Genomic DNA, 17823 nt, shown 5'->3' on the forward strand with positions numbered 1-17823 from the left:
TTTAAAAACGCTTATCTTTAAATCTTTTAAAGCTTAAAGGCCTTTATGAACTTTACAGACGAACGTAGCTTTAATCGCTGGTTTATTATTATTTCTTGTTTTATTGTTGTGGGTCTGGTATTATGGAACACCAGTATTTTTTTTCAACGTTTAAAAGAAGACGAAAGGGCAAAAATGAGCGTGTGGGCTAAAGCACAAGAAGCCCTGGACAGGGAGCCCCCTCCTGAAGATGCCGATTTAGATCTTATTCTTGAAATTTTAAACAACAATACATCCATACCCATTATCCATACTGATGCCGATGGGGAAATTGCCTATACCACTAATATAGACCCCGGTAAGCTGGAAGATACCGCACGTGCAAAGAAATTATTAGCCGACCTGAAAGATGAAAACGAGCCCATAATTATCAATCTTGGAAATGGAGAGAAACAATATATCTACTATGGGAACTCTCCCGTTTTAAACAGCCTTAAATATTATCCCGTAGGCCTTGTACTTATAGGGTTCCTGTTTATTGGTGTAGTCTATTTCTTTTATACCACTACTAAAAGTAGCGAGCAGAATAAGCTTTGGGCCGGGATGGCAAAAGAAACTGCACACCAAATTGGCACCCCCTTATCCTCCCTTATTGGCTGGACAGAAATCCTGAAGCAGGAGAATGTAAACACCACCTACATAGTAGAAATGGAAAAAGATATTTCGCGTCTGGAAACCATTACAGAACGATTTTCTAAAATAGGCTCTGCCCCCATTTTGGAAGAAACAAATATCATTGCAGCCACCCAACATAGTTTTGATTATTTAAAAAGCAGAAGTTCAAAACTTATAGCGTTTAGCATTGATGTTCCCGAAGGAAGCATACCTGTAATGCTAAACCAGCAGCTTTATAGTTGGACTATAGAGAACCTTGTAAAAAACGCCATAGATGCTATGCGCGGAAAAGGAAAATTAAACATCAGCATTCAGGAAGATCAAAAATGGGCACATATTTTCATTAAAGATACAGGCAAAGGGGTAGAAAAAAATAAATTCAATCTCATTTTTGAACCCGGCCATACAACCAAAAAAAGAGGTTGGGGCCTTGGTTTATCTTTGGCGAAAAGAATTATTGAAAGCTACCACCACGGTAGGATTAAAGTAGCAGAAAGCGAAATTAACAAAGGCACTACTTTTAAAATTTCGCTTAGAAAAATTTAGAATCCAGAAAGCTTTTCCCGGAGATCTGTGGGAATTGCGCAACTTTTGTTTTTATTAAAATCGTAACACACCACCACATCTTTAGCCTCGGCACAAACAGCGTCTTCTTCATCTAGAATTAAATGTTTTAAGCCGAAACTGCTATTCTTAATAAAATCCAGTTTAGTTTTTACAATGGCCTTACCGGGATAATACAGCGACTTTTTAAAATCACATTGGGTTGAAACTAACATAGTCCCCATATTGGTTTCTTCATACATTTTGTAAATCCCCGACGCTTCCCAGAAATTTACCCGGCCAGATTGCAGATAACGCATAAACGAAATATTATTTACATGCTTATACATATCTAAATCGCTCCAATCTATTCTTAATTGGAGCGTTAATTTATAGTCTTCAATCTTCATTACAGGTTCACGTGAATAGAAGATGCCAATTTTTTAAACTCTTCGTCTTCCATTTTAATACTTTTAGAGAAATCCATATCGCTCATCGAGTTAAGCGGAATAAGGTGTACGTGTACGTGCGGCACTTCCAGGCCAACCACTGCCATTCCAACGCGTTTACATTCTATTGTTTTCTCTAAAGCAATAGCTACTTTTCGGGAAAAACGCATCAATTCCTGGTACACCTCTTCTTCCAGGTCAAAAATCTTATCTACCTCTTTCTTAGGAATACAAAGAACATGGCCTTTTGCATTAGGGTTTATATCCAGGAAAGCCAAAAACTGACTATCTTCTGCTACTTTATAGGCAGGGACTTCACCTTTTACAATTTTTGTAAATAAACTAGACATAATACATATTGAATTAGTTGGTTATTTTATTAAATATAAAATCCTTTTCACAAAAACCTGGTTAAAGGTATTGGAAAAGGATTTTTAAAACTGTTAAAACTGAAAATCTACTCTCTCCAGATCTCCAGAACCTTAAATTTCATGGTACCACTTGGCACATCAATCTCTGCGATATCACCAACCTCCTTGCCCAATAAACCTTTTCCTATAGGGGAGTCTACTGAAATCTTACCCGCTTTAAGATCGGCCTCACTTTGAGCTACCAATTTATATTTTACTTCCGCACCATTGGTTTGGTTCTTTATTTTTACATGGGAATGTACCAGCACTTTCGAGGTGTCTAATTGAGACTCGTCTATAACCCGTGCATTTGCAACCACTTCTTCCATTTTAGAAATCTTCATTTCTAAAAGGCCCTGTGCTTCTTTTGCTGCATCATATTCGGCATTTTCACTCAAATCTCCTTTATCCCGGGCTTCGGCAATAGCTTCTGAAGCTCTTGGCCTTTCTACATCACGTAAATGGTTTAGTTCGTCTTTCAATTTTTTAAGCCCCTCTTTCGTATAATAAGATACTTTGCTCATAACTACATCGTTTATATAAATAGAAAAAATCCCATAACGCGACGGGATTTAATTAACAAATATAATAAATTTACACCTTGAAAACAATAATATTATTTAGCGAAATATTTATCGATCTCATGAAAAAAAGGCTTATTTTACTTCTATTTTCAATATTTTTTAGCGCGTGCTCCCCAAATGATGATAATTCGCATAACAACCCTAACCTTATCAATTTAAATTTTAGTTTTCAGTTAAACTTAAAATTTCAACCAAACAACCAATTAACCTTTCCCGGAAATAGTTTTGTAACTTATAGAGAAGGCATAAGGGGGGTTGTAATCTATAACATAAACAATACGCAGTATACTGCTTTCGAGCTAAGTGACCCTAATCATCCGCCAAACAATTGTTCGGCCATGACTGTTGAAGGGGTAGTTGCTACCTGTAATTGTGAAGATGCCAATGCTTATAATATAATTACGGGCGAATTACTGGAAGGTGATGGAAAGTATTCTATGAAGCCTTACCGAATTGAACGCCGCGGAAACAACATAGAGGTTTATAATTAAAAACCTCTCCCCTCCCATAAAAAAGAAGGAGAGAGGCGACAAACAAATTAAAATTTCAAGGTAATTCCACCTAAAAGGTTAGTGGTAGCTTGCGGATAATATCCGGCACCATCAAGGGTTTGCACCCCGGTAGCAGTATCTGGGTTTTCTATATTAAATGTATAGTAATAGCCGTTAGACACATATTCTTCTCCAAAAATATTATTAACCAATCCTGTAAAAACCACTTCTTTAAAGAATGGTGCATTTCTCCAGGTATACTGAATATTAAAATCGTTCACAAAATAAGCATCTAGCTTAGATGTTTCAACTTCAATATTACTCATATATTGCTCGCCTACATATTTTGAAAGAAGGCTTAATTCAAGCCCGTTTACCGGTAAATAGCTAATTCTGTTACCCCCTACTACAGAAGGAGAGAAAGAGATATCTGTATTGCCATAGTCTACGAGTTCCCCATCCCAGGTAGCTACAAAATCTTTATTTCTATTTTGACTTAATGCCAGGTTTGGCCTTAGCACTACTTTTTCTGAAAGCCTAATTACCGCATCTATTTCCAGGCCTAAACGATAGCTATTTCCACTATTTTCCCGAATAAAAGCACCTACATCATCAATACCACCGGTAAGCACCAATTGATTTTGATAATCCATATAATATAAATTGGTATTTAATTGAACCTTCGGGCTATTATATCTCCAACCTAATTCATAATCGTTTAATTCCTCATGTTCCGGATCTCCGTTTTCATAATCGCTTCTTCTTGGCTCTCTATTGGCACGGGCATAAGAAAAGTAGAATTGATTTTGACTGTTCAATGCATAGGTTAAACCTGCCTTAGGATTAAAGAAGGTAAAAGAATCGTCTATAAGAAATTCGGTTCCTTCAGATAACATTCCCTCAGTTTCATAGTCTATGGTCCTAATTTGCATATCTAAATATCCGGCCAACTTCTCTGAAATTGCATAGGTTGCCTTTCCGTAAAGGTTGAAATCTGTTTTTGTTCCCACGTTTTCGTAATACGGCTCATAAGGGTCTTTATTTTGGGCAAAACGAGTATAGATTACTTCGCCAAAGTGATCGCCGATATATCTATTCCAGGCACCACCAAAATTAACATCCCAATCTGCATCCTTATAATTCAACCCAAAAGTGGTTCCATAGAAATCATTATCCAGCCATTTAGTCCCTACAAGGTCCGATGTACTAACCTCCTCACCATTAGCCTGAAAATTTGGAAGACCAAATTCATTTAAAGTGGCATCTTCCTCATATTCTTCATAATAACCACGACCATAGGTATAGTGGAAAGCCAGGTTAGAAGACCAGTTACTGCTATATTCCTGGTTCCATAATAGCTGATAATGATCTTGTTTATAATTATCGGTTTGATTCTCGTAAAATTTAGTATTTCCTTCCTCATCGGTATATATTCCGGCAGGATTATAGGTTCGGTCGTTTTCAAGGGTTTCCCCATCTATACCGTACCAGGCCTGGTAAGTTCTTTCACTTCCGCCGAAAGTTATAGCCTTAACCAGTGTATTTTCGTCTACATACGTGGCTTGTAAAAAGTAGGATTTTAAATCGCTGCTGGCCCTATCTATATAGCCATCGCTCTTAATTTGTGAAGCACGGCCGGCAATTTCCCAGTGATCGTTTAATAAACCCGTACTAAATTTAAGTGTATGTTTATGGGTATTAAAAGAACCATAACTATTAGAAATTTCGGCGTTTGCTTCTTCGCTATAAGCATCGGTTAAAATATTAAGACTGGCACCAAAAGCTCCTGCACCATTGGTAGAGGTTCCTACTCCGCGCTGCAATTGTAAATTTTCTACAGAAGAAGCAAAATCTCCCAGGTTCACCCAAAAAGATCCAAGGCTTTCAGCATCATTATAAGGAATACCATTTATAGTTACATTTGTACTCGTCGTTCCACTTCCCCGTACTCTAAGTCCGGTGTATCCAACACCGGCACCGGCATCACTGGTAGTAACCACATTAGGCATGTAGTTCATAAGAATAGGAATATCCTGTCCCAGGTTTCTGTCTTCAATCTCCTCATTGCTAAGGTTGCTATAAGTTATAGGCGATTGAGCGTTTACCCTTAAAGAAGATAGGAAAACCTCATCCAGAACTTCCTGTACGTCTGCAAGGTCTACATTTAGGGTTTGATCTTGATTGAGTTCTACGTTTAAACTTTTTTGGTTTCCGTAAGAAAATACAAGCTGGTAAGCACCTTCTTTAAGCTCCAGGCTATATTTCCCATTCTCGTCGGTAGCGGTTCCTTTGCCCGATTCTACGGCATAAACGGCAACACCCTCTACCGGGGTTTCCCCACGGGTAACCTTACCTTTTAAAATGTGGGTTTGAGCTAAAGCCTGCAATGAAATAAGGCATAGGCCACTAAAAAATAATAAAGATTTCATTCGTAATAAATTATTTTACGAATAAAAGGGGCTATTATTCTTTGGTTTTTGAATTAAATAAAAAATCCTGAAATTGCCCACCGGTGTTTTGGCATTTTCAGGAGTACATACTTTTTACGCTTTCTGCGCATGTCCCTTGGCAGCATTACCCGCCCAGGTTCTTTGGGTATGATCTCAGCCACACTTAAGTGGCACCCCTTTGAGATTGGCCGCAAATGTATAAAGCTTTTATGGATATACCATACGTTTTAGGTCTATAAATTTATCGTTTAAAATTAATTCTACAAGCCCAACTGAGGCCACCTTAGCTCAAAAAATTAAGAACACTCAATTGGCGGTATCGTTTCGTATAAATGGCGTAATTTTGGTGACAAGAAATTTATGCGAAATACAAAACGATCAATAACTTATAAAGTAATTAGCGGCTATCTCTTAATAGCCGCATTAGCTGCTGTTGCTGTTTGGCTGGTATGGAACCAGGTGGTTGCTTTTAGCCAGATTTCAGAAAAAAACAACAATAACAACGAACAGCTTTTTATGCTGAGCGATATCACCACCAGCTTATATGAAACTGAAAATTTAAGCAGGCAGCTTATTCAAACCGGAAATGAAGCAGGCCTTGATAAATACCAAAGTCAAATAGATAGTATAAAACTTAATATTAATAAGTTAAAAACCGGTTATGCCGATAGTTCGATAAAAAATGAACTAGATAGCATTAAAAAGTTACTTTCTGACAAGTCTACCAACCTTCAGGAATTATATGAATTAAGAGAACAACAGCGAAATCAAAACTATTACTCACAGGTTTTAACCGAATTAAAAAAAGTAGATCCTTCTTTTGATGATTATAATTACAACCAACGTTTCTCTAATCTGGAACCACACCAACGAAGGCTATTAATTAGATTGCTGGAATATTCGCGTGAAGACAATGCCGAAAAACTCACCAACCGAACAGCCGATTCTATAATAGGTTCTGTTAGAAATGTATTAAGTGAATTGGAAATTGCTACCAGGCGTTTTCAAAATACTGTAGATAAAAAAGAACAGGAATTTCTGGAAAATGATATGATTATTAACCAGCAATTGCGCCGTTTACTGGGGAAAATTGAATTGGAAGAGCGGGAAGCCTCCATACAAAGGGCAAAAGTTTCCCAGGATATGATAAAAGAGAGCTCTCAAATTTTCATAATTGCCGGAATAGTAAGCTTCTTAATTATATTACTATCACTTATTTTTATCATTAAGGATATCACTAAAAGTCAGCAGTACCGTAGCCAACTGGAAGAAGCCAAAGATTTTGCAGAAACCTTATTAAAAAGGCGGGAACAATTTATGGCCGCCATTACCCACGATTTAAGATCGCCTTTAAATACGCTTATTGGCTATACAGATCTTATTGAAAAATCTTCCTTAAACACCAAACAATCGCATTATATAGACCAGGTAAAAAAATCGTCTAGCTTTATTTTGCACCTGGTAAATGATTTATTGGATCTTTCTAAACTGGAAGCAGGAAAAATGACGGTGGAAAAACTACCGTTTAATCCGGCTAAACTCATAGAAGATACGGTTTACAATGCTCTACCGGCTCAAAGAAATGAAAATGTATCTATCGTTTTTCGGGCTTCTAAAGCTTCAGATACGCAAGTTCTTAGCGATCCATTTAGAATAAAGCAAATTATTGCCAATTTAATTACCAACGCCTATAAGTTCACCAAAGAAGGTGAAATTAACATCCAAATAGACCTTAAAAAGGAAATTGAAGACAGTTACTGCCTTGTTATTTCAGTAAGAGATACCGGTATTGGTATTTCAGAAGAAAAACAAGATGAGATATTTGAAGAATTCTCACAGGAAAACACAAAAATAGAAAAAGCATACGGCGGAACAGGACTTGGACTTGCCATTACAAAAAGCTTAATTGAGTTGCTTAAAGGTGAATTAAAGCTGAAGAGTGAACAGGGTAATGGTAGCGAATTTATAGTTTTTCTCCCGGTTAGAAAATTGGCTACTGAAACTATTAAAGAGCCGGAAAAATTAGCTACACCAGAATTACCTGACCTTACCGGCAAAACAGCACTCATTGTAGACGACGAACCCTCCCAGCTTTCCTTAACACGTGAGTTGCTAAAATCTATGGGAATGCAATGCGATAGTGCATTTAATGGAAATGAAGCTCTGGATAAACTGAAAACCCGAAACTATTCTTTGGTATTAACCGATATACAAATGCCAGAAATGGATGGTTTTGACTTGATTAAAAATATTAGAAAAAAATATAAAACAGGAGAATTACCGGTTATTGCCCTATCGGGCAGAACAGATGTTGATGTAGAAACATATAAACTGGCCGGATTCAACAAAAGCCTTTTAAAACCCTATAAGCCAAAAAAACTTCAGGAAAGTATTGCCGATATTTTTAAACTGGAACTTAAGAGCAAAATAAATAATAACCTACAACATTCTAAGAATAATCATTATAACCTTCAGGATATTTATGATTTTTCGGCTGGAGACCAGGAAGCTGTTCAAAGTATTTTAGAGGCCTTTATTGAAAGTTCCAGGTCACAAATAGAACTTATTGCACTGGCTCGCAATGAGAATAATTTTAAGGAAGTGGCCAGATTAGCGCATAAGATGGTACCTATGTTAAAGCAAATAAAGGCAGTACCCTTAGCGAAAAAATTAGAGAGATTAGAACAGCATGAAGCTTTTACAAATCAGGAGTTCAAGGAGTTGAGAAACGGCATTTTAAGCCTAATGAAAGAACTCGAACAGGAAATTAAAGTTTAATATTATACTGTTTTAGTTTGTTGTAAAGTGTTTTACGATCTATAGAAAGTAACCTGGCAGCTTTACTCTTATTTCCTCCAGATCTTTCCAAAGCATCTAAAATTAACTGCTCTTCGTTTTTATTTTTAAATAGACCATATTCGGTTTCTGTATTCGTATGGTTTGCCGTTGCAATTTCATATGGTAGCACTTTAAGAGGTATCATTTCGTCCTGGGTAAGCAATGCTGCGCGCTTTACCATATTTTTTAACTCCCTTAAATTCCCGGGCCAGTTATAGTTCTTAAAAGCTTCTATAGCACTTTCGGTAAAACCTATCACATTTTTCTCCAATTCGGTATTGGCCTCATCCAGGAAATATTCTGCAAAAAGCATTAAATCTTCTTTACGCTCCTTTAGAGAAGGAACCTTAATTGAAAATTCATTTAACCTATGGTAAAGATCTTCCCTAAACTCACCATCTTTTACAGCTTGCGCAAGATCTTCGTTAGTAGCGGTTATTACCCGAATATCTACATGCAACTCATTATTGCTACCTACGGGTTTAATTTTTCTTTCCTGAAGAGCCCTTAATAATTGAACCTGTAATTCATAGCTTAAATTACCAATTTCATCCAGAAACAAAGTACCACCATTTGCCGCTTCAAAATGCCCGGTTTTGTCGTTTATAGCCCCGGTAAAAGAGCCTTTTAAATGCCCAAAAAATTCACTGGAAGCCAATTCTCTTGGAATCGCACCGCAATCTACAGCGATAAATGGCTCACCGGCGCGCTTACTCTGTTCATGAATACTCTTTGCCACCTGTTCTTTCCCGGTTCCACTTTCGCCCATTATTAAAACAGACATGTTTGTAGGAGCTACCAGCTGTATGTAATCACTTAATTTTAGCGCAGCTTCGCTAACTCCTTTTACAAAACTAGTTTCCTTAGGTGTAGCAGCAGGTTTTGATAATGGTTTAGCTTGTTTTTTCTCCTTCTCCGGTTTTACCTGAGTATGGGTTAGGGCATTTTCTATGGTTTGTAAAATTGATTCAGGCCTAAATGGTTTAGATACGTAATCAAAAGCTCCAATTTTCATTGCCTCTACCGCCATACTAATTTCGGCATAACTGGTCATAATAATAACCTGAGTTTCGGCATTTTCAGCCTTTACCTTTTTTAGAACATCAAGTCCGTTTGTATCAGGTAACCTAACATCTGAAAGAATTAGGTTAAAAGCGGTTTCTTTTAACTTTTTAAAAGCTTCTAGTCCACTAAAAACCAATTCAACCTCATAGTCTCGCTTAATTAGAAACGTTTTAAGCATGGTTCCAAAAGGCACATCATCTTCAACTATAAGAATTCTTGTCATTGATTTTTATTTAAACGTCTTGCAAATTTAACAATCTAAAACTCATTAAGTTTAAAATAAGCATAAAAAAAGAGACCTCGTTAAAGGTCTCTCTTCAATGACAATCTAAATTATTTATTAACCTGTCATTGGGTGGTATCCATTTTCCAATTTACCAAAAGCAGCGTTTACATAAAATCTTTCCATTCTTAAATGACTAAAAAAAGTGTTAGTTAGTAGGCCGTTAAGGCTTTTTAACCATTTAAGATTTTCTCCCTTTCATTACTTTGTTGCTCTAAAATTGGCACCGAAAGAGTTGGTTTCTCTTAATATTCGGTTGTTAAATTAAAATCTCTGTTGAACCTTTTGGTAGGGCAAAATAAGATCAACAAAGATTAGTGGTTAGTTGAACCGATAAAACTATTTATCTTCTTTTTTTATCCAGTTTCCGTCTTTATCGATATAAGCCTTTTGTTTTTCTCCATCTACATTAAGCGACAGCTTATATATTTGCTTCCCGTCTTTTTCTTTTACCCAGGCTTCTTCTGCAACAGCTCCATTTAGGTCAGTCATTATTGCATCTTTAATTGCTTGTGGAAGCACCAGCACATCTACTTTTTTATAATCCTCCTGAACTTCCTGTACCTCTTCTACATCTTCCATTTGCTCCACCTTTTCGGGATCTTCTACCTGAGCCTGAACATTTTGACTAAATAAAAACATTCCTCCTGCGGCCATTAAACTTAATCCTAGCTTTTTCATAATGATAAAATTTTAGATTTGTGGTTATATTATGCAAAGTATATAGGAATAATTATACCAAAACCTTACGTTTTCAATTAAAATATTGATTATCAGCAAATTAAATCATCACTGAGTTTAGAATTAGCAAAATATTATGTAGAAAAACATATCTTTTAAGAGAACATTATGTAGAAGTGTGGATTACCAAAAGTAAGCCACAAAAAAAAGAGACCCTTAGGCCTCTTTTTCTCCGAAAATCTAAATTATACAACAGTATCTTAAGCTGCTATATTTACTTTAATTTAGCATAAGTGAGATATAAAAAATCATACCACTTACCGCCCAAACCCTTAACAAACTGAAAACAAACACATTGGTTAATAAAATTCCCAAATCTCTACACACAACAAACAAAAAATAGGGGATTATTTCTACACAAGTGTAGAAAAGCACCCCATTATTTTAATGGATCACCTCTTCTAGCTTTCTTTTCGGCATTTATTTTCTTGGCTTTCAGGCGCTTTAATTTTGCCGCTTTTCCAGGCTTGGTCTTCTTTCTAGCTTTAGGTTTTTTTATATTTTCCCGCAACAGATCAAAGAATTTTTCAATAACAATTATCTTATTTTTATGTTGACTTCGGCTTTCTTCACTATGCAAAATTAGAAGATGATCTTTAGTAAGTCTTGAAGCCAATTTCTTTTGTAAGCGCAATTTCTCCTCTTCCAAAAGTCCTTTAGAAGTTTCCACATTGAAATAAAGTTCAACCTTCGAAGAAGTTTTATTTACGTGCTGGCCACCGGAACCTGAGCTTCTCACGGCTTTAAAACTGAGTTCCCGTGTTATTTGCGCTTCATCCAAAACAAATTAATTAGGTTGGTGAGAAGGTTTTAAAAGATCGGCTACTGTTTTTACAGGATTAAAAGTTTCTAAAGGAACCTCCACAAAAACCGTATTCCAATATGCCATACCACCATTCCACAAACCAGGTCTCTCTAAAGCTTTTAAGGCTTTTCCATCCTTGGTTTTATGAGCAATAAAACTCATATTCTCATCTACATACTGCTGAAGTTCAAAACTTTCTCCTTTATAATTTTTAAGACTACAGGCAATGTCTACAGGATTAAAATGAGTAGAATTATTAAGGATCTCCAATTGCTCTGCATTATCCTTGTCTATTTGTGCTCCCTCAATAATTTGCAACGAAATTTCACCATCTTCATTTTTAACCAAAAAAGGGCCACCTCCCGGTTCACCTTCATTTTTTACCATTCCACATACCCTTACAGGCCTGTCTAGTTTCTTACATAAATACTGCATTTTCTCCTCCCCTGTAAACTTGTTAAAAGAAGAAGTTACTTTCACAAAAAGTTCTTTTTCCAAAAACTCTGCTATTTCGTCTAGTTTAGTTTCCGAAATATTTCCGGCATCTAAAAGTCGCATATAGTCAAAAATCTGATCTTGCAGGCTAAGAAGTTTTCCGCCCAGCATTTTCTTCATCTCAACAACCTCAGGAATATTCTTATTAATCACTACATTATCTATGTTTTTAATAAAAAGAACATCGGCGTCCTGCTGTTGCAAATTTTCAATTAAGGCACCATGCCCTCCCGGTCTAAAAAACAGTCGGTTCTCTTCATCCCTAAAAGCTACATTATTCTCATCTACCGCTATAGTATCGGTTTTTGGATCCTGATAGGAATAGGAAATCTCAAATTTAGTATTAGTAGCTTCCTCTAGTCTTTCTTTTATTCTTTCAAATTCATTTTCAAACTTTTCTTTATCCCCGTCAGAAACTGTAAAATGTAATTTAGTTACACCATCTACCGAAAGATATTTTGCCGAGCTATGTAAATGTTCCTCAAAGGCGGTAGCAGTAAAATCATTATAAGCATGAAAAGGAACCAAACCTTTTGGCCAGTCACTCAGCCCAAGTCCCGAATTAAACAAAATTGTTTTAACTAAAATGATTTGTTGCTCATCGGTGGTTTTATTAGAAAAATTCTCGGTATTATCATTTGCCTTTTTCAGGGCTTCTTCATAAAATGGAAGCTTCTCTATTTTCTCAAAAAACAATTGCAGGCCTTTGTTTTCTTTTCTATCTAAATAATCACGTAGGCCTTCTTTATCGGGTTCAAACTCATCTACAAAATTATGTAGTGCCTTAAACATTCTTGTTGCTGCACCAGATGCAGGAACGAATTTCAGCAGCTTAAGTTGTTGTTTCCTGTTTTCAAAAGTCTTTATAAATTGCTTTTGCTTTTCAACACTATAAACAAAAATCCCGTTACCAGGGGTTGCTGCCTGTTGTATATCAACTTTTATATTTCCTCTTTCAAATATTTGAATTTGTCTTTCAACCTCCTGGGTTGAAAGGCCTTTTTCTTCAATTTGCAAAATATCTATTTCGCTAAACTCCACGTCTATTTATCTTTTAAAAGTTTGTCTATTTCCTCTATAGCTACATTAAAACGATCTATAAGATCGCCCTTTAAAACTACGTAAGGCTTTTGATGATTTTTGAGCTCTTTCTCAAAGCGTTTGAACATACCAATTCTATCGTCAGGTTTATCCCGAAGATCATCTGGTGCCCAGGGAACGTCAATATACGTTAAAAAGTACAGATGGTATTGGTTGTTTAACGCATGTTTAAGAAGTTGCGAATCGCAAAAACCATCGTAATAAGCCTCTGAATAGACTTTTAGCTCTAAAAGGTTGGTGTCACTAATTAGCAATTTATTAGCTTTTTCGGTAAGCGTATTTTCACGTTTCATTTGGCCTTCTGCAATAGGGATTAAATCTTTAGGTTCACAAACCTTCCTTTCTTTATCCCATTTTTCCTGAAGATATTCCCTCATAAACTCTTCTACCCAAACGGTATTATAATGATTAGCCAGCATTTCTGCCAGGCTTGTTTTTCCGGTAGATTCGGGTCCAAAAAGAACTACTTTTATGACGGACGAAGGTCGTTGCGCAAGTTTTTCTGCCATGCTTTATAGCCGTAAATAGCGATTATAGTGAATACAAAATATTGAAGGGCCGTTAAGGTAAGACCTTTATAAAAATAGAGAGGTGCCGAGATTACATCTCCAATAATCCAAAAAATCCAGTTTTCAACTTTTCTTTTGGCCATTAGCCACATACCTACAAAGAAAATTGCCGTGGTAAAAGTATCTACATAAGCCGTCCAATTGGTCCATTTATCAAAATATTCATAGACAGCAAACACAAAAAGCAGGGTAGCAATAAAAATAAACAAGCTTTGCCAGTTTTCTCTTTGAGTAGTATTGGTAATAGGCGTAAAATGCTCGGCATCTACTTTCCGTGTCCAAATATACCAACCATAAATACTCATAGAAAAATAATAAGCATTTATCATCATATCACCCAGCAATTCCCATTGCCAAAGTAGATAAACAAATATCATGGTGCTTATAATCCCGGTAGGATAAACCAAAATATTGTTTTGTTTTGAATAAATTACCGAAAGAAAGCCGAAGACTACCGCAATGGCTTCCAGTATTATAAATAAGGTTGGATATCCGTAATATTGATCAAAGAAAAAATCAAAAATCGGCTGCATAGTTGCTAAGATCAGATTTTACAATTTTTATATGGATGAGACCGTGGTCTATTGCTTCAAAGGCATCTTTAATTTCTGAATTCAAAACCTTCATCACCTCATCATAATCTCCGTAAACCTGGGTGCTTAGAGGATTCTCTTTTATTTGTAAGCCCGAAGCCCGCAATTTCTTAATGAAATTGATAACCCTGGGTTCAAAATCTTCCTGTAAAGGACTTAATGTGAGTTCTACTGAAATTCTCATTTTCATTTATTTTAGGCCACGAATGCACAAATAATATGTAATATATTCGCCTAGGCAAGCCAAATTTAAAGATTTGAAATTAGTATTGTTGCTACTTAAACTAACAATTTAGAAGAATTTAATTTTACTTCATCACCTTTCAAAGAAAGGGAACGAATTTCGCCTTATAGAACGAAATAAGTGGTAACAAAACCTTAAAAACCAAAACAATAGCTATCAGGAATACCCCTCCGACTTTTATGCTAAAAAAGCGTAAACCCCAGCTCCCCTTAGAAAAAATGGGAGGAGCTTTTAATTTTGGCTACATTAAGGTTCTATTCAAATCAAAAAGTATTAGTTGATTCGTGACTAAAACTTTTTTTGAAGCTATGGCTTTACATTACAGGATAAAACTCACTTTTCAAATTGCGTTCCCATTACAATCATATCGGCACCAGCCTTATAGGCGCTATTTTGTTGCACCCTACTTCTAATCCCGCCACCAACAATTAAAGGAATTGAGATTGCCTTTTTTACTTCGTAAATTATTTCTTCGGAAACCGGAAAATCTGCACCACTACCGGCTTCCAGGTAAATCAGTTTTTTTCCGGAAAACTCTCCGGCCAAAGCGGTATCAACAATCGTTTCTACCTGAAATTGGGGAATTGGCTTTGTTTTACTTATTCGCTGCACTGCACACTCTTTACCTCCATCTATTAAAATATAGGCTGTTGGGATAATTTGCAATGAGCTGTTTCTTAAGTTTTCTACCGACTTTATTTGTTGTTCTATTAAATATTCGGGATTTCTTCCAGAAAGCAAACTTAAAAACAAGAGTGCATCTGCGGTTTCGGTAATTTGGGAATAATCGCCCGGAAATAAAATTACAGGAAGATTCGTGTGTTTTTTTATCGAGTTTACCGTTTTTTCGGTTTTACATTTTGCTACACTGCTACCCCCTACAAAAATATGTGATGTTTCTTTCGGAATTCTTTTTAAGTAAGCTCCTGCTTCGGGTTCTTTAAATTTATCGGGGTCTATTAAAATAGCGAGCAATTTCTCCCCTTTAGTTGAAGCCCGGGAAATTTCGGCATAAAAATTTGGCATTAATTTTCTCCTTTTTTAAAATCTCCCCAGCCATACACACAGGTAAAACCTTCAAATTCCAGAAATTTCATTTCGTAAAAAGATTCTTCTCCTTTAAAATTCACTTTTGCCGTGGTCTCGGCATCATCAAAGTCAAAATCGGTAACATTTATATGCTGCAAAAATCCAAGTCCGGGTTCGGCATGCATTTTATAAATAGACTCTTTAGCTCCCCAAACAATGGTGAGTTTTCTTATTAAAGCTTCTTCATTAGCCACCGTGTGATATTCACTTAAAGGAGTAAATTTATTAGCTATTTTTAAAATTTTATCCCGTCTTTTTTCAATATCTATCCCCACCTTTTTATCGCTTAAAATAATAGCGGTAAAATTAAAAGAATGCGTAATAGATATATGCTTGCCATTTTTTAAATGGGGTTTTCCCAAATTATCATAAAAAAGATCATGATCTACGTAACCCGCTTGTGCCATTAAATGACGAATACTCATAAAGCCCCTCCTATGGATTTCAGATTTCATTCCATCTACGCGATTTTGACAATGATCGGTAAGTTCTACTCCTTTACTCAAATCTTCAAAAGACTCTTCTACCTTCCAAATGAAGACTTTAGTGTGCGGATCTACTGTTATTGTTTTGTAAAGTGGCATGTAGGTTTGTTAAAGATTCCTTATTTTTGTGCTTGAAAAAAATTGCTAATTCAAATATAATAATATGTCGACTAAAACAGTGCCGTATACTGCCTATAAAGTTAAGGATATTTCCCTGGCTGATTGGGGAAGAAAAGAAATTGAACTTGCCGAATCTGAAATGCCGGGCTTAATGGCACTTCGTGAAGAATATAAAAACGAACAACCCCTAAAAGGAGCACGTATTGCAGGATGTCTTCATATGACTGTGCAAACTGCCGTACTTATTGAAACCCTGGTTTCGCTTGGTGCCGATGTTACCTGGAGCTCTTGTAATATTTTCTCTACACAAGACCACGCTGCTGCGGCAATTGCTGCTGCCGGAATTCCGGTATATGCATGGAAAGGGATGACCGAGGAAGAGTTTAACTGGTGTATTGAACAAACCTTGTTTTTTGGTGAAGAACGCGAACCACTAAATATGATTCTTGATGATGGTGGTGACCTTACCAATATGGTTTTCGATAAATACCCAGAGCTTGCAGAGGGTATTCGTGGGCTTTCAGAAGAAACCACTACCGGGGTTCACAGACTTTATGAAAGAATGAAGAACGGGACCTTGGTAATGCCGGCCATTAATGTAAACGATTCGGTTACCAAATCTAAATTCGACAATAAGTACGGATGTCGTGAAAGTGCTGTTGACGCTATTCGCCGTGCTACCGACGTAATGCTTGCCGGAAAACGCGTAGTTGTTTGCGGTTATGGCGATGTTGGTAAAGGTACTGCTGCTTCTTTTAAAGGAACAGGAGCCATAGTAACCGTTACAGAAATAGATCCTATTTGTGCTTTGCAAGCCGCTATGGATGGTTTTGAAGTTAAAAAGCTGGAGACCGTACTTCCAAAAGCCGATATCGTGATTACCACTACCGGGAACAAAGATATTGTTAGAGGTGAGCATTTTGAAGCGATGAAAGACAAAACCATTGTTTGTAATATTGGGCATTTTGATAACGAAATTGATGTTGCCTGGTTAAATAATAACCACGGAGATACTAAAGACGAGATCAAGCCACAGGTAGACAAATACACCATTAACGGAAAAGACATTATTCTTTTAGCCGAAGGCCGACTGGTAAACCTTGGTTGCGCCACCGGCCACCCAAGTTTTGTAATGAGTAACTCGTTTACCAACCAAACTTTAGCACAAATTGAGCTTTGGAAAAACTCTGATAAGTATAAAAATGAAGTATACATGCTACCAAAACATTTAGATGAAAAGGTTGCTAAACTTCATTTAGAGAGAATTGGAGTAGAATTAACCGAATTAAAACAAGACCAGGCCGAATATATTGGTGTTGAAGTAGAAGGTCCTTATAAGCCTGAATATTATAGATATTAATTGGGTCATTTCCGCACTTCAATTATACTCAACATAAACTAAGGCGGAAATTTCTTTAAAAATATCTCTCTAAGAATTAGACCTCACAGATTTTGTAAATCTGTGAGGTCTTTTTATTTATTAAACGTCATCCTGAACTTATTTTAGAATCTGAGCAATTTTTTAGCAAAAACCATTCTTAATTCCCGTAGTAAAAAATACTTCTCATAGCCAAAACCACCTGTGCCAATTTTAAATCTTTAATTTTTTAACTATTTTATTTTTGTTTTTATGATAGATTTTCAAACATTTGAATTTACTAATCTCGCCAAACTCATCCTATTGAAAAAAATAAAATCTTTAAACACTTTAGAAATCATAGGCCTCGTTTTCTCAATATATATTATAGGTAAGGCTATGTATCATACAATATGTACAGCTTATTATGGTTGGACTCATCCAATGTAAATATCTA

17 protein-coding genes are annotated in these 17823 nt (G+C 36.2%); 4 read left to right on the forward strand and 13 right to left on the reverse strand.

Annotation, left to right across the window (positions count from 1 at the left end):
* Positions 1 to 45: 45 nt before the first annotated feature.
* Positions 46 to 1200, forward strand: coding sequence for a sensor histidine kinase (locus tag I6U50_RS04570; RefSeq protein ID WP_198638003.1), 1155 nt, complete (start codon positions 46 to 48; stop codon positions 1198 to 1200).
* Here the strand turns inward: I6U50_RS04570 and I6U50_RS04575 are convergent.
* The 3 genes from I6U50_RS04575 to greA form a co-directional block, all read right to left on the reverse strand.
* Positions 1197 to 1607: an acyl-CoA thioesterase gene (locus tag I6U50_RS04575; protein WP_198638004.1), complete on the reverse strand. Its 411-nt coding sequence runs from the start codon at positions 1605 to 1607 to the stop codon at positions 1197 to 1199. The genes I6U50_RS04570 and I6U50_RS04575 overlap by 4 nt on opposite strands.
* A complete protein-coding gene (locus I6U50_RS04580) occupies positions 1607 to 1996 on the reverse strand; it encodes an HIT family protein (protein ID WP_193711415.1) in 390 nt (129 codons plus the stop codon). The genes I6U50_RS04575 and I6U50_RS04580 overlap by 1 nt, the downstream gene beginning before the upstream one ends.
* 107 nt (positions 1997 to 2103) lie before the next feature.
* Positions 2104 to 2580, reverse strand: coding sequence for a transcription elongation factor GreA (greA, locus tag I6U50_RS04585; RefSeq protein WP_193711416.1), 477 nt, complete (start codon positions 2578 to 2580; stop codon positions 2104 to 2106).
* A 119-nt stretch (positions 2581 to 2699) separates the two neighbouring features.
* Here greA and I6U50_RS04590 point away from each other — a divergent pair, with 119 nt between their 5' ends.
* Positions 2700 to 3131, forward strand: coding sequence for a Rieske (2Fe-2S) protein (locus tag I6U50_RS04590; RefSeq protein ID WP_198638005.1), 432 nt, complete (start codon positions 2700 to 2702; stop codon positions 3129 to 3131).
* A gap of 47 nt (positions 3132 to 3178) precedes the next feature.
* Here I6U50_RS04590 and I6U50_RS04595 read toward each other — a convergent pair whose 3' ends face one another.
* A complete protein-coding gene (locus I6U50_RS04595; RefSeq protein ID WP_198638006.1) occupies positions 3179 to 5560 on the reverse strand; it encodes a TonB-dependent receptor in 2382 nt (793 codons plus the stop codon).
* 381 nt (positions 5561 to 5941) lie between these two features.
* Here I6U50_RS04595 and I6U50_RS04600 point away from each other — a divergent pair, with 381 nt between their 5' ends.
* Positions 5942 to 8359 (forward strand): hybrid sensor histidine kinase/response regulator, encoded by a 2418-nt coding sequence (locus I6U50_RS04600; protein ID WP_198638007.1) that lies wholly within the window; start codon positions 5942 to 5944, stop codon positions 8357 to 8359.
* Here the strand turns inward: I6U50_RS04600 and I6U50_RS04605 are convergent.
* The 9 genes from I6U50_RS04605 to I6U50_RS04645 all read right to left on the reverse strand — a co-directional run bounded on the left by I6U50_RS04605 (position 8349) and on the right by I6U50_RS04645 (position 15988).
* Complete coding sequence (locus I6U50_RS04605; RefSeq protein ID WP_198638008.1) at positions 8349 to 9707, reverse strand: sigma-54-dependent transcriptional regulator; 1359 nt, start codon at positions 9705 to 9707, stop codon at positions 8349 to 8351. The genes I6U50_RS04600 and I6U50_RS04605 overlap by 11 nt on opposite strands.
* A gap of 399 nt (positions 9708 to 10106) precedes the next feature.
* Positions 10107 to 10448 carry a hypothetical protein gene (locus tag I6U50_RS04610; protein ID WP_198638009.1) on the reverse strand — a complete coding sequence of 114 codons (342 nt, stop codon included), beginning with the start codon at positions 10446 to 10448 and terminating at the stop codon, positions 10107 to 10109.
* A gap of 439 nt (positions 10449 to 10887) precedes the next feature.
* Positions 10888 to 11289 carry an alternative ribosome rescue aminoacyl-tRNA hydrolase ArfB gene (arfB, locus tag I6U50_RS04615; protein ID WP_193711422.1) on the reverse strand — a complete coding sequence of 134 codons (402 nt, stop codon included), beginning with the start codon at positions 11287 to 11289 and terminating at the stop codon, positions 10888 to 10890.
* Between the two features lie 6 nt (positions 11290 to 11295).
* Positions 11296 to 12849, reverse strand: coding sequence for a DUF4301 family protein (locus tag I6U50_RS04620; protein WP_198638010.1), 1554 nt, complete (start codon positions 12847 to 12849; stop codon positions 11296 to 11298).
* A 2-nt stretch (positions 12850 to 12851) separates the two neighbouring features.
* Entirely contained in the window at positions 12852 to 13418 is a 567-nt protein-coding gene (locus tag I6U50_RS04625; protein ID WP_198638011.1) for an AAA family ATPase, read from the reverse strand.
* Positions 13379 to 14011, reverse strand: a complete 633-nt coding sequence (pnuC, locus tag I6U50_RS04630; RefSeq protein ID WP_198638012.1) for a nicotinamide riboside transporter PnuC — start codon at positions 14009 to 14011, stop codon at positions 13379 to 13381. The genes I6U50_RS04625 and pnuC overlap by 40 nt, the downstream gene beginning before the upstream one ends.
* The gene (locus I6U50_RS04635) at positions 13995 to 14255 is read right to left on the reverse strand and encodes a YkoF family thiamine/hydroxymethylpyrimidine-binding protein (protein WP_198638013.1); all 261 of its coding nucleotides are present in this window, start codon (positions 14253 to 14255) and stop codon (positions 13995 to 13997) included. The genes pnuC and I6U50_RS04635 overlap by 17 nt, the downstream gene beginning before the upstream one ends.
* A gap of 393 nt (positions 14256 to 14648) precedes the next feature.
* Complete coding sequence (locus tag I6U50_RS04640) at positions 14649 to 15341, reverse strand: geranylgeranylglyceryl/heptaprenylglyceryl phosphate synthase (RefSeq protein WP_198638014.1); 693 nt, start codon at positions 15339 to 15341, stop codon at positions 14649 to 14651.
* On the reverse strand, positions 15341 to 15988 hold the full coding sequence (locus tag I6U50_RS04645) for a 4'-phosphopantetheinyl transferase family protein (protein WP_198638015.1): 648 nt from the start codon (positions 15986 to 15988) through the stop codon (positions 15341 to 15343). Before I6U50_RS04645 ends, I6U50_RS04640 begins: the two co-directional genes overlap by 1 nt.
* 64 nt (positions 15989 to 16052) lie before the next feature.
* Between I6U50_RS04645 and ahcY the strand changes: the two genes are divergently transcribed.
* On the forward strand, positions 16053 to 17369 hold the full coding sequence (ahcY, locus tag I6U50_RS04650; protein WP_193711429.1) for an adenosylhomocysteinase: 1317 nt from the start codon (positions 16053 to 16055) through the stop codon (positions 17367 to 17369).
* Positions 17370 to 17823: the final 454 nt, after the last annotated feature.

Source organism: Salegentibacter maritimus (genome assembly GCF_016236975.1).
Lineage (GTDB): Bacteria > Bacteroidota > Bacteroidia > Flavobacteriales > Flavobacteriaceae > Salegentibacter > Salegentibacter maritimus.